We start from the raw sequence: 12,409 nt of genomic DNA, 5'->3' as shown, positions 1-12,409 counted from the left end.
GCATTTTAGCATATATTTCGTAAATGTGTTAATATTTAACAGTAAAGCCGTCGTAGAACGACGGGGTTTCAGACCCAAAATTTTCGATGACAAGTTGCAGCGGCTTTATCGGCGCTACGAGTCCTGAAAAGATTTTCGTCGCTGCTCAATCAAGGCATGAAAACTCACATCTGATAACTGATCACTGACTGCCGATTACTGATTCGACATTTGGGCGGTGATTACGGTGAGATCGATCGCCCTTTCGCCCCTTCTGATGCTGAGGGGTAAAGATTGACCGATCCCGGTTTTTTCCACCATTTCCTGTAACTCACCGCCATCGCTAACCGGTTGATTATTAGCTTTGACAATCACATCCCCGCGACGGATCCCGGCTTTTTCGGCGGGGGTATTGGGTAGGACTTTCACCACCAAAATTCCCGACACTTCTGGGACGATCATGGCAGAATTGGGGTTTTGATTATTAGCCCGGGCTAAATCGGGAGTTAGATTAACCATCTGCACACCGATATAGGGATGGGCCACCTTTTGACCTGATTCTAGGGTCGCTTGTAACTGCTTGGCCCGGTCGATGGGAATGGCAAAACCGATCCCCATGGCATCGGCACGAATCGCCGTATTGATGCCGATGACTTCCCCTTGGGCGTTGAGTAAAGGACCGCCGGAATTGCCCGGGTTAATAGCGGCATCGGTTTGGATAAAATCAATGCGTTTATCGGGAATACCCGCCTTAGCCGCCGAGCGCCCGATCGTGCTAATAATTCCTAAAGTTACCGTATTATCTAGACCGACGGGATTGCCTACTGCGATCGCCCAGTCCCCCACTTGTATGGATGAGGAATTGCCGAGGACGGCTACAGGTAATTTTTCCCCTTGGGGATTAATTTTCACCACGGCTAAATCAGTGATCTCATCAGTACCGCGTACTTCTCCTTTAAAGCTACGACCATCTTTTAATGTCACCGTTACCTTATCGGCATTATCGACCACATGGGCATTAGTTAAGATTAAACCACTGCCATCGATAATAAAACCCGATCCCTGGCCAGCCACTCGCTGCTGTGTCGGGACACGAAACTGTTCCCCAAAAAACTCCTGAAAAAAAGGATCATCAAAAAAGGGGCTATTGGGACGAGTAATGATCGCTTCGGTGTCAATTCGCACCACTGCCGCACCCGTGCGCGCCACTGCCTTAGCGACAAAACTTTCCGCCGTCATCTCTGGGGTAATTCTGGCCACATCGGCGGCAACGCTGGGCAGATTTTGAGCATTTACCGCCGCTAAACTGCTAAAACCGAGCATAATTCCTAGAAAAGTTGCCAAAGCGTGGGTAATAGTGCGCCGTAACCCTGTAGGAAGTTTCATACTTTGATCTCTGATTCTGATGTTTTAACTGTTTCTATCTATCGGTTGACAGACCGACTATTAAAAATCTAACAAATCGATCGCTCTGGTTAAATCCAGAAATAACCAATGAGTTGCCACCAAATCCGTCTGCTGGCGGATTTGGTCATGGTTTGCCGTTTACTAATCTCTGATCACTAGGGGCGATTGCAGGGTAATATTTAAATCTCGATCGGGGTTAACAGAGTATAACTGCACGGAACTACCACCGACAATTCCCGCCGCCGGTAAACCCCATCCTGCAAGGGTTCCCACGGCTGCCCCAGCTAAGACATCGAGAACTTCAATCTTGCGATCGCCCGTGAGAGCAGCGATCGCTGTGGCTGCCCCCGCACCGGCGACGGTTCCCCCTAAGATATCTTGAGTTTTTGCCCCTTTACGCACCGTTTCAGTGGTAGTAATTAATCGCGAACTAGCATTGAGGGGAATAGTGCGATTACCCCCATCGAGGCCAATTTCATCGGCAATAAACCGCACACCTCGGCCCGCCGCTTCTAAAGTACCCTTGACTTCACTTCCCGCTGCAATCACCACACTCCCATTCCGGTTACGAATATCTCTGGCTACGGTTAAAGTCAGAGGAATAACATCACTTTTAGAAACTAAAATTTTATCGGCTTTCTCGTAATTTAAGGGAATAACTGTTCCCGCCGGAATCGATATTTGTTGAGCGATGAGACTTTGCCGATTAATATTACTTTGAGCGAGGACGGGAAAAGTACCCGACATGGAACCCATGAGCAGGGTAATCAGTAAAGGTGTACTAACTCTGGTAACAGGATTGATAGACATAGCGGTTATCCTCTCAAAAAACAACAGTGAACTTTCTCTGTTTCTAGATTATTTTTTTCTGTCTGTCATGTCAGTCCCCTCCACAGGGAATTTTTTCCCTCTCTATAGGGAAAAAAGTAGAATGGCAGAATTTCTGTACTTTGTCTATCCACCGCAAAAGAGAGCCGAAAAGCCTAGAATAGTAAAAAAGAATCGTAAAAAACCTCGGATTGCCATCGTCTATGGAACTCGCTACCGGAAACATCCTTAGTCATCGCTACCAAATTATCCGTCAATTGGGGAAAGGGGGATTCGGACAGACTTTCTTGGCCTGCGATCGCCAGTTACCCAATCAAAATCGCTGTGTGATCAAACAATTTAAACCCCAGTGCCAAGATGCCGAAACTATAGCCATCGCTAGACGACTCTTTGAAACCGAGGCGAAAATCCTGCAAGAATTGGGCATTCATCGCCAGATTCCCCGTTTATTTGCTTATTTTGAGGAAAATGGGCAATTTTTCCTCGTGCAAGAATACATTGAAGGGGAAGATTTAGCCAGAGAAATTACTGCCGGTGTCTATAGGCAAGATGAAGGGAAAGTGGTGGCTTTATTAACAGAAATTCTCTCAATTCTCGAATTTGTCCATCACAAACAGGTGATCCATCGCGATGTTAATCCCTTCAATCTTATTCGTCGCAGCCAAGATCATCAATTGGTTTTAATTGATTTTGGTGCTGTCAAAGAAATTAGCACTCAAGTGGTTAAAGAAGGTAAAACCGTTTCTACCGTCGCTATTGGTACCCCTGGTTATTTCCCCAGTGAACAGGCCCAGGGTTATCCGCGTTTTAGTAGCGATATCTATGCCACTGGTATTATTGGATTACAAGCTTTAACCGGTAAAGATCCCGAAGATATTCCACTGGATGCTCGCACGGGGGAAATTCTCTGGCAACATTTGGCCATGACTAGCGCCGAGTTTAGTTATGTTATCGAGCGCATGATCCGCTATGATTTTCGTCAGCGTTATACCAGTGTCAGTGAAGCATTAATCGATCTGAGAAAATTAGGGAAAATTTATCATCTCGCTCCGAAAACTACCTATGGTGTGAAACCTCAAGGTCAGGTGGCTCGTCAAGGGAAATCTTGGCTAACAAAAATCTTGTTTGTCTCTGGGATAATTGGCTTAATAGCAGGTGCTTATCTGGGTTTTGACTATTGGAAAAATTCTCGTAATTCTCTTGATTACTATCAACAAGGTCAGACTTTTTATCAACTCAAACGCTATACTGATGCCCTTAATTCCTATGGTCAAGCCTTAAAAATTAATCCCGATTATCTTGGGGCATTGCAAGGAAAAGCTGATACTTTATTAGCTTTAAAAAGATACTCGGAAGCTTTAAATACCTACGAAAAAGCTATTCAAATTAACCCAGATTCCGCTTGGCAAGCTTGGCTCGGTCGCGGGCAAGCTTTAGATAAATTAGGCAAAAATCAGGAGGCTTTGGAAAGTTTTGATCGGGTCTTATCTTTTAATTCTGCCGCTAGTCAAGCTTGGCAAGGTAAAGCCAATATCTATTTAGAACTGCAACAATATTCCGCCGCCCAAAAAGCTCTTGACAAATTGTTGACTTTTCAGCAAAATGATGCCAAAGCATGGTATAAAAAAGGCTGGTCATTACAAAATCTTGAGGATTATGAAGGGGCAGTTAAAGCCTACGATCAGGCTCTAGCGATCGAATCGGATAATGCCTTAATTTGGTATCAAAAAGGTAATAGTTTGTATCAATTAAATAAAATTAATGATGCTTTAGAAAGTTATAGCAAAGCCGGACAATTTAATCCCCAATTTTCCCAAGCTCACTATAGTCAAGGGATTATTCTGCAAAAATTAGGCCGCAATTCAGAAGCTTTGGAGGCATTTACTCAAGCAACTAAAGCCAATTCTAATTATTATCAAGCTTGGTTAAATCAAGGGGCATTATTTCATCAAATGGAAAGATTTCAAGAAGCGATCGCATCCTACGAAAAAGCTCGCCGCATTTCTTCCCAAAAAGCCGAAGTTTTTATCGGTATCGGTAACGCTTGCTACCGTTTAGGTGACAATTCCCAAGCTATAACTGCCTATCAACAGGCGATTCAAAGACAAAAAGATAACCCCGAAACCTGGAAAAGTTTAGGCAATAGTTGGTTTAAACTCGGTCAATACGAGCGAGCGATTCAAGCTTATCAAGAATCACTTCGTTATCGTTCCAATGACCGAGAAGTGCAAACACAAAAACAACTGGCAGAAACTCGCTGGCAAGAACTTCAGCAATCTCCCCAAAATCAAAGCAAAGAGGAACAGGTTCCCTAACTTCCGCTCTTTTTACCGGTATTTCTCGGCAATAATTCCCGTCCTTGATAAAACTGTTTTTTCAGTTCTCCCAAGCGCCAATAAGCTCCCACCATAATTACAGTTAATACTGTCAGCACTGTCACGGGAAGGAGGGCCGATTGACCGAAAATTAGGGCTAAAAGTGGTAGAGATAGACCAAGAATAATAGCGATCGCTAATGTTAACCCCCGCAGACGATTAATATTTTTTAAAGCCCCTTGACAAACAGCACAATTTTTGGTATGGGACTGATAGCGTTCGAGGAGAATCTCTTTTGATTGTAGGGGGGGAAAAGGTTGACCAGCGAAAGGATCAGCTTGGTATTGATTAACCCAATTGCGATACTCAAACACTAATAAATCCGCTTTGGTGGGGAGATAACAAGCTTGACTAAAATTCCGACTATCCCCCTGAGCTTGCAGATAACGCTCTTGATAGTAGAGAAAAATCTGATCATCTTCAAGAATAGCGTTTTGATTGATGTGGGAATACCAAGTGGGGGTAAGCTTAATGAAGAATTTCGGCAACTTAGAGTTAAATTTAAAGGGAAAACGAGCAAAGAGACGACATTCTCCCTGACGGATTGGAGTTGCATAGACCGCGGTTAAAGTCCGTCCGAACTTTTCCGAGGTGAGATCGTGGTAAATGAATCCGGGGGCGATAAAATTGCTGTATTGTTGACCTAATTTACCTTTACGCGGTCCTTCGGGCCAAATTCCCTTAAATCCCTGACGATTGGACTCGATAATTTCTAACTCCATAGGAGCGGCATTGGCCCGATTACCGATGGTGAGATGATGGGTATAGGGAACATGACTAGAATCGATAATATTTTCCATTAAAGTGACGGCCGAGTAGGGTAGATCTCGAAAAGTATCCAAACAAATCCAAGCATCGGCATCCTCCTCCATGGGTTCAATAATCGGAATCTCAGTCAGGGGAGCATTTTCGGGATTACCCGCATAAACGAATAATAATCCCTGACGGATAGCCGTGGGAAAAGACCGCACACAAGCGCGTCGAGAGGTGTTAGCTTGACTGTTTTCCGGTTGTTGGGGAATAAATTCACAGTTTCCCCCTCCGGAAAAAGACCAACCGTGATAGGGACATTCTAGATGTCCGCTTTCGTTAAGACGACCTTCTGAGAGAGGAGCCAAGCGATGGGGACATTTATCCTCGAAAACTCGCCATTCTTGCTGATTTTTGTCCCACCAAATCACTAAATCCTGTTCTAGTAGGGTAAAGCGTTGGGGCTGCTTTTTGTCTAAATCTTTGACGTAGTAGATAGGATACCAAACTTGACGACAATCAAAGCGATCGATATCTGTTCCCCCGATGGGATAGGTAGCAGTGCTGCTCAACATAAATTTTAAAATAAGTTAACATTTCTCCTCCAAAATCTAACAAATTTTATCGACAAAAGGGGACAGATGCCGGTATCTGCTGGGGAAACAACCACCAGCGCTATATTTTGGGATGATAATTAAAGGGTAGTTTCCCATCGATAAAGCGAGAATGGGAGAAGGATCAAGACGAAACTAAGGGGAGTTTACCAGAATGTCAGGAGAAACCGTCACTTATTCCCTAGAAACTATTCTGACCAGGAGCGAGGGAAAAAATAGACAATCTACAAAGGGACGTTAATCAAAAATTTGTCAAGATTGATGATCGCTTTGACAGAATCGATGAACGATTAAATAAAGTAGAGATAGGATTAGCTACTTTGACCGAGAAAGTTGGGGGGGTGGATAAACGACTCGAAAAGGTGGAAAATGAACAAGCTACCATGATTAAAGCTATTTCCGACCTACAGGGATTCCGAGGTCTAATTCTGCCGATCAACGTCGGTGCGCTCAGTGCTACTATTGGTGCGGTGATTACCGTAGCGGCAAAAATGTTGTTGATCGGCAATAGTCCCTGATCGAGATAAGATTAATTCTCGTGGTGATAGGGAGGACATTTGTGAATAAACTAAGCATTCTGGTTCTGCACGGGCCGAATTTAAACCTATTGGGGAAAAGAGAGCCGAATCTCTACGGTAACGTCAATTTAGAGGCGATTAACCGGTTTTTAAACGAAGAAGCTACCCGTTTAGGGGTGAATTTAACCGCACACCAGTCCAATCAGGAAGGGCAATTAGTGGACTGGATTCAGCAAGCATGGGGTCAGCATGACGGTATTTTGATTAATGCGGGAGCTTATACTCATACCAGTATCGCCATCCGCGACGCACTATTAGGCACAAAAATGGCCTGTGTGGAAGTACACTTAAGCAATATTTACAAACGCGAGTCTTTTCGTCATCATTCCTACATTGCCGATATAGCCATCGGACAGATTAGCGGTTTTGGGGCCGAAAGTTATCGTCTAGGATTATGGGCATTAGTCGATTATTTGCAAAAGAATAGAGAAGGCTTAAGACTTTTAGACCTTTTGTCAATCAAAAAGTACTGGATATGGCAGTGATCGGGGGGAAATTTAGGCACTTTTTCCCTGAAAATTAGGTAGTTGACCACCTGAAAACTGTTCAAACCCCACACCCTGCCACCACCGAAAAACTTTTTGCCGCAAACCCTAATTAGGCAAGGGATTCTCCCACTTCTAAGAGGGGACAAAAGGGAAAATAGGGGGAAACCGTCCAACGATAGAATTTTTTGCTGCTGGTGGACTGAAGATTAAAACGCAAGGAAACAAAAGGGAAAAAGGGAGATACGGAACAATTCCAACTGAAAGCCAGCTTAGAAGTGCTATTATCGCCCTGGAAAGACCAAGCAGGGTATTGAAAAACCTCCCGGACGAGGGATTTTCCTTCATCGCTAACTTGGGCGCAGCTGCGACTAATGCCCGAAACCAAACAGAAACTATTACCGATACAATTGTCATTAGAAGCCACGATCAGGAGATCTTCCCCGGTGGTGGTTAGTTCAAAAGCGATAAAATCTCCAGCTTGCCAACGACTAAGGACTTGTCCCTGGGCATTCTGGTAGATAGCGCTGCAGTTTTCGGGATCGAGAAGACGATTACTATCGGGATCTAAGTAACCGCAAACCTTTCCCATCAGACGAGTTCCATCCTGAAACCCATACACCCAATCAAAGGTATCGATCTTAGCGGCCCCTTGATTGCTTTTGTTGACCAATAGTAATCGATCGCTGACCACGGTTATTAATTCTCTATAAAACTAAGCTTCCCTTAATAACAAAGGTATCACTAAATACAAATTTCCCAACAAAAAGATTTATTAAGTTTAACTTCTCGTCCCTCTGGGAGAGTGAACCAGTCAGCTTAAATCAAGGCCAAAACCTGCTATCTTATGGGGAGACAAAAATTATCTAGATATTGTTTTAGCGAGTGGTAGTAAGGGCATGGCGTACAAGCGGGTATTATTAAAACTGAGTGGGGAGGCCCTGATGGGCAATCTCGGCTATGGGATCGACCCGATGGTGGTTTCCGCTATCGCTCAGGAAATCTCCGAAGTGGTTGACCAAGGCATCCAATTGGCGATCGTGGTCGGTGGGGGCAATATTTTTCGCGGGGTGAAAGCCGCCTCGGCCGGCATGGATCGGGCCACAGCCGATTATATTGGTATGATAGCAACAGTCATGAACGCTATGACCTTGCAGGATGCCCTAGAACGAGCGCAAGTACCGACTAGGGTATTAACGGCGATTGCCATGCAGGAATTGGCTGAACCCTATATCCGCCGGCGAGCAATCCGTCATCTGGAAAAAGGTCGGGTGGTGGTTTTCGGTGCGGGATCGGGTAATCCTTTCTTTACCACCGATACCACGGCGGCCCTGCGCGCTGCCGAAATCGATGCGGAAGTGGTGTTTAAAGCGACGAAAGTGGATGGAGTTTATGATTCCGATCCCTCCCATAACCCTAAGGCGCGACGCTTTCAAAGTCTCACCTACGGTCATGTGCTGACTCATGATCTGCGGGTGATGGACGGAACGGCGATCGCTCTGTGCAAGGAAAATAATATCCCGATAGTCGTTTTCGATCTGTCGGTAGCAGGTAATATTGTTCGCGCTGTCAAAGGTGAACCCGTTGGAACATTGGTAGGAGGATTCTGTGAAGTTAGCTGAAGTTCAAGACCATATGCACAAAACCGTCGAATCAACCCAGAGAGCTTTTAATACGATTCGCACCGGCCGCGCAAATGCTTCTCTTTTGGATCGGATCGTGGTGGAGTATTATGGCATGGAAACTCCCCTCAAGTCCCTAGCGACCATTAGCACTCCCGATGCGACCACGATCGCCATTCAACCCTTCGATCGTACCAGTATGGGGGCGATCGAAAAGGCGATTTCTCTCTCGGACGTGGGTTTAACCCCCAGTAATGACGGTCAGATCATTCGTTTGAATATCCCTCCCCTCACTAGCGATCGCCGCAAGGAATTGGTCAAATTAGCGGCGAAATTGGCCGAAGAAGGAAAGGTGGCTATCCGCAATATTCGCCGGGATGCGATCGATGCTATCCGTAAACAGGAAAAAGGTCACGAAATTTCTGAGGATGAATCGAGGGATTTACAGGATCAAGTGCAGAAATCCACCGATAAATTTATCGCCAAAATCGAGGATTTATTAACGACAAAAGAAAAAGATATCATGACCGTTTAAGTTTTTTTCTCCTAATGGATAGAACAGGCTTTTTGTCTGTTCTATTTAGGGCCTGCTGAATAAATCTAAAAACCTTGTTGGATAATATCTTCAGGCTTTTTTGAAATCAAAAAGTGCCTTAGCTAGGAGTGGTCGGGGGGAAAATTCAGGTACTTTTTCCCCGAAAATTAGGTAATTGACCCTCTGAAAACGGGTAAAACCCTACACCCCACACCCCACACCCTACCCCCACGAAAAACTTTTTGCCGCAAACCCTATTTAGCTTTTTATCCCTATTTAAAAGGTATAGGGGAGTGATACTAAATCCGTTGAGTATAGGCTACTTTAGTATTAAAATCATCCTAAAAGTGAGTTTGTCCGATATATTTTCGATCAAAAGGGTTGAAACTTGGTCTTTTATTAGTATTAAACCATGCCAAGATATCCGTTAATCTTCCTAATCCTTGAGCTATAAAATAACGATATAATAACAGTTCTTCTCTTTCGCTATTTATCCCTTTACTAATAACAGCAATGATTGACCAAGCTTCTTTTTTATTTTTAACTTCTTGACCGATTATAACAAATTCTTGAGGGTCTAAATTTTGAGGAAAGTAAGGAATTTTTAATAATTCCTCATCAATGGCTTGATAAACCACATCAGGAATCGGCTCTAAGGTACAATTCATAAAGTCTTCTTCGGTGTAATCTTCTACCCACCAAGAAAATTGTCAAGATTGTACTTTTTGCCATTGTACTCAATCTTGTCTGTCGTCCGAATTCTTAAACAGAAAGCCAGCAGCGGTTCAAGCAAAAGATACCTCAGCCACACCTGCTCAATCAACTCACGGTCTCCACACAAGCAGCGAATCTCCGCAGAAGGAAAAATCTTCAGCATCTCCTCAATAAAACGCATCCGTTCATCCCTGTTTAAGTTGCCTTTTTTTTCTTCTTGAGCATCCACTCCTAGAATGGGAATAGCTACCCCTTAAAGGACAATGCCGACTGTGAGGATGTTGTAGTGATGACTACCAAATGACCAATTGGTGCGGTCAATACTCAATACCCAGGGTTGAGGGATATTGAGCCACTGGACTACAATGGGAGCTATTTGAGGGTAATCTCTCTCGAATTCCCCAAAAAAGCGTTGTAATCGTTTGTAATGGGACTCTACTAATGCCCCACCTTCAAAACCCAGGGCTAATTCCTTGAGGTTGACGGTTTTTACTTTCAACAGAGCCAGTAAGAATAGAGCGAGGAAAGAGAGTCTTGCTCCGTGAAACCCCTTTTCTATCTACTTTTCAAGCTTTTTGTCCCGTACTTAGAATAACCATAGCAGTTCTCGTATCTGTGAGGTACAGTTTAACCTTTGCTGATTAAGCTTTTCAGGATTGAGAATGTACCTCTTGTGAACAGGAAACGCTATATATGATTGCTGTGCTGAGAGCCTTTTGTCAAGCCTAATTGAGATGCTCTTACCCTAGGTTTAATAACCCCGAAAAATCTATCATTGACCTTTTCTCTATCTTTCTATCTGTCTATCCACTAGGATAATGACCTTGCAATCAAAACTTCATGTCTGCGTCACAGTAAGTTCATATCCCCAGCCTAAATTAGAGATAGTCAGTCCCAAGCCGTTTTCCGAAACACTCCTCTCACACCCACGATTATTAGGACTGACTTTTATTCCCTTCTCAGAATGGTTAAACAATAAAAACTATGACTCGCAATATTTTTAACGATAATATCTCCCCGCGCAACGAAGGCAATCCTAAACGCGCCAAATCTTCTGGGATGAAAAAACTTTTTGCCTATTCCTCTTTACTGGTTTTGGGTGTCGGGTTAGGCATCGGGGCCACCTACGCCTACAGTCAAAATCCTCTAGAATTAGCCCAAAATATTGCCCCCGCTGCCAATAATCCTCGCCCTTCCACACCGGCCGCAGCCGCTCCCTCGTCTCTTGCTATTCCTACCAATTTTGTCGCTTCTGTGGTGCAAGAAGTGGGGCCGGCGGTGGTAAGAATTAATGCTTCTAGGGAAGTCAATGGAGGCGGTGATTTTTCGGAATTTGCTAACGATCCTGTTTTCCGTCGCTTCTTTGGTTCCCAAATACCCGATCGAGGAGAAAAACAAGTTCAAAGAGGTACAGGTTCGGGGTTTATTATCAGTAATGACGGTAAAATTATCACCAATGCTCACGTTGTCGAGGGAGCAGATAAGGTGACTGTCACCCTCAAAGATGGTCGCACTATCGATGGCAAAGTTTTAGGTAGTGATCCTTTAACTGATGTGGCAGTGGTACAGGTGGAAGCGAGCAATTTACCCACAGTTAAATTAGGTAATTCTGATAGTTTACAGGTGGGAGAATGGGCAATTGCTATCGGTAATCCTTTGGGATTAGATAACACTGTCACCACGGGGATTATTAGTGCCAAAGAACGTCATAGCTCCCAAATTGGTGCTAGTGATAAACGGGTGGATTTCCTGCAAACCGATGCGGCAATTAACCCCGGAAATTCCGGCGGACCTTTGTTAAATTCTCGGGGAGAAGTTATCGGAGTTAACACTGCTATCATTCAAAATGCCCAGGGTTTAGGTTTTGCTATTCCGATTAAGACTGCCGAAAGAATCGCCGAACAATTAATCGCTACGGGTAAGGTGGAACATCCCTATCTCGGTGTTCAAATGGTACAGTTAACTTCGGAGGTAAAAGAACAATTAGCCGATAGTCCCATGGCTGATAATTGGACTATCCCCGATGATTCTGGTGTCTTGTTAGTGCGGGTGATGAGAGATTCTCCTGCCGCAGAAGCGGGATTGCGATCGGGTGATGTGTTAAAGTCTGTAGGTGGTAAGAATGTCACCGATCCCGATGCGGTTCAGGAAATTGTTGCTAATACTCAAATCGGCGATAATTTACCCGTAGAAATTAGCCGGGAAGGACAAAAAATTAATCTGAATATTCAAGTGGGTAGCTTGAATACTGCTAACAGATCCCAGTCTGAAAAATAAGTGGTAAAAGACCTAAACTTTATAGAGAGCTTGTTAGTAAGCTCTCTATATTTCTGGTTTTACTTTTGGCTCTTGAATCCAATAATTATGCTGTAATAGTCTTTCCTGTGGTTACTGTGGGGAGGGAAAAGTCAGAGACAATCAGGGCAAAATGATAAGTAGGGTCTGCTGAAAAAGTTTTTCGGTGGTGGTAGGAGTCAGGAGTCAGGAGTCAGGAGTCAGGAGTTTCAGGCTTTGTTGCCCTT

General features: G+C 44.2%; 11 protein-coding genes and 2 pseudogenes. 6 read left to right on the top strand and 7 right to left on the bottom strand.

The window, feature by feature from the left end; all coding sequences use genetic code 11:
* Positions 1–195: 195 nt before the first annotated feature.
* Entirely contained in the window at positions 196–1,365 is a 1,170-nt protein-coding gene (locus tag BGL89_RS03630; RefSeq protein WP_286824486.1) for an HhoA/HhoB/HtrA family serine endopeptidase, read from the bottom strand.
* A 162-nt stretch (positions 1,366–1,527) separates the two neighbouring features.
* On the bottom strand, positions 1,528–2,196 hold the full coding sequence (locus BGL89_RS03625; protein ID WP_286824485.1) for a hypothetical protein: 669 nt from the start codon (positions 2,194–2,196) through the stop codon (positions 1,528–1,530).
* Between the two features lie 221 nt (positions 2,197–2,417).
* Here BGL89_RS03625 and BGL89_RS03620 point away from each other — a divergent pair, with 221 nt between their 5' ends.
* Positions 2,418–4,529: a serine/threonine-protein kinase gene (locus BGL89_RS03620; protein WP_286824484.1), complete on the top strand. Its 2,112-nt coding sequence runs from the start codon at positions 2,418–2,420 to the stop codon at positions 4,527–4,529.
* Here the strand turns inward: BGL89_RS03620 and BGL89_RS03615 are convergent.
* Positions 4,526–5,914: an aromatic ring-hydroxylating dioxygenase subunit alpha gene (locus BGL89_RS03615; RefSeq protein WP_286824483.1), complete on the bottom strand. Its 1,389-nt coding sequence runs from the start codon at positions 5,912–5,914 to the stop codon at positions 4,526–4,528. The two genes, BGL89_RS03620 and BGL89_RS03615, sit on opposite strands and share 4 nt — an antisense overlap.
* A 193-nt stretch (positions 5,915–6,107) precedes the next feature.
* Here BGL89_RS03615 and BGL89_RS03610 point away from each other — a divergent pair.
* A pseudogene (locus tag BGL89_RS03610) lies at positions 6,108–6,471 on the top strand (hypothetical protein).
* Between the two features lie 41 nt (positions 6,472–6,512).
* Positions 6,513–7,016 (top strand): type II 3-dehydroquinate dehydratase, encoded by a 504-nt coding sequence (gene aroQ, locus BGL89_RS03605; RefSeq protein WP_286824482.1) that lies wholly within the window; start codon positions 6,513–6,515, stop codon positions 7,014–7,016.
* On the opposite strand, the gene BGL89_RS21435 is transcribed toward aroQ, so the two are convergent.
* Both BGL89_RS21435 and BGL89_RS03600 read right to left on the bottom strand, forming a co-directional pair.
* On the bottom strand, positions 6,941–7,129 hold the full coding sequence (locus tag BGL89_RS21435; RefSeq protein ID WP_502692598.1) for a hypothetical protein: 189 nt from the start codon (positions 7,127–7,129) through the stop codon (positions 6,941–6,943). The genes aroQ and BGL89_RS21435 overlap by 76 nt on opposite strands.
* Positions 7,129–7,710, bottom strand: coding sequence for a hypothetical protein (locus tag BGL89_RS03600; RefSeq protein ID WP_286824480.1), 582 nt, complete (start codon positions 7,708–7,710; stop codon positions 7,129–7,131). Before BGL89_RS03600 ends, BGL89_RS21435 begins: the two co-directional genes overlap by 1 nt.
* A gap of 205 nt (positions 7,711–7,915) precedes the next feature.
* On the opposite strand from BGL89_RS03600, the gene pyrH reads away from it, so the two are divergent.
* Entirely contained in the window at positions 7,916–8,638 is a 723-nt protein-coding gene (pyrH, locus tag BGL89_RS03595; RefSeq protein ID WP_158200398.1) for a UMP kinase, read from the top strand.
* 13 nt (positions 8,639–8,651) lie between these two features.
* The gene (gene frr, locus BGL89_RS03590; RefSeq protein ID WP_416361047.1) at positions 8,652–9,173 is read left to right on the top strand and encodes a ribosome recycling factor; all 522 of its coding nucleotides are present in this window, start codon (positions 8,652–8,654) and stop codon (positions 9,171–9,173) included.
* A gap of 341 nt (positions 9,174–9,514) precedes the next feature.
* Here frr and BGL89_RS03585 read toward each other — a convergent pair whose 3' ends face one another.
* Together BGL89_RS03585 and BGL89_RS03580 are read right to left on the bottom strand one after the other, a co-directional pair.
* A complete protein-coding gene (locus BGL89_RS03585) occupies positions 9,515–9,841 on the bottom strand; it encodes a hypothetical protein (protein WP_286824478.1) in 327 nt (108 codons plus the stop codon).
* A 56-nt stretch (positions 9,842–9,897) separates the two neighbouring features.
* A pseudogene (locus tag BGL89_RS03580) lies at positions 9,898–10,446 on the bottom strand (transposase family protein); the annotation flags it as partial.
* Between the two features lie 425 nt (positions 10,447–10,871).
* Between BGL89_RS03580 and BGL89_RS03575 the strand changes: the two are divergent.
* On the top strand, positions 10,872–12,164 hold the full coding sequence (locus BGL89_RS03575; protein ID WP_286824477.1) for an HhoA/HhoB/HtrA family serine endopeptidase: 1,293 nt from the start codon (positions 10,872–10,874) through the stop codon (positions 12,162–12,164).
* Positions 12,165–12,409 lie beyond the last annotated feature (245 nt).

The sequence above is a fragment of the Microcystis sp. LSC13-02 genome, assembly GCA_002282935.1.
Taxonomy (GTDB): Bacteria; Cyanobacteriota; Cyanobacteriia; order Cyanobacteriales; family Microcystaceae; genus Microcystis.
The sequence above is the reverse complement of the archived record's forward strand: the minus strand, read 5'-3'. Positions and strand labels throughout refer to the sequence as shown.

Excerpts from the sequence above, each read along its gene's own strand:
- BGL89_RS03585 (WP_286824478.1), bottom strand. The coding sequence starts at position 9,841 with ATGAATTGTACCTTAGAGCCGATTCCTGATGTGGTTTATCAAGCCATT.
- BGL89_RS03625 (WP_286824485.1), bottom strand. The coding sequence starts at position 2,196 with ATGTCTATCAATCCTGTTACCAGAGTTAGTACACCTTTACTGATTACC.
- BGL89_RS03575 (WP_286824477.1), top strand. The coding sequence starts at position 10,872 with ATGACTCGCAATATTTTTAACGATAATATCTCCCCGCGCAACGAAGGC.
- pyrH (WP_158200398.1), top strand. The coding sequence starts at position 7,916 with ATGGCGTACAAGCGGGTATTATTAAAACTGAGTGGGGAGGCCCTGATG.
- BGL89_RS03615 (WP_286824483.1), bottom strand. The coding sequence starts at position 5,914 with ATGTTGAGCAGCACTGCTACCTATCCCATCGGGGGAACAGATATCGAT.
- BGL89_RS03620 (WP_286824484.1), top strand. The coding sequence starts at position 2,418 with ATGGAACTCGCTACCGGAAACATCCTTAGTCATCGCTACCAAATTATC.
- frr (WP_416361047.1), top strand. The coding sequence starts at position 8,652 with ATGCACAAAACCGTCGAATCAACCCAGAGAGCTTTTAATACGATTCGC.
- BGL89_RS03630 (WP_286824486.1), bottom strand. The coding sequence starts at position 1,365 with ATGAAACTTCCTACAGGGTTACGGCGCACTATTACCCACGCTTTGGCA.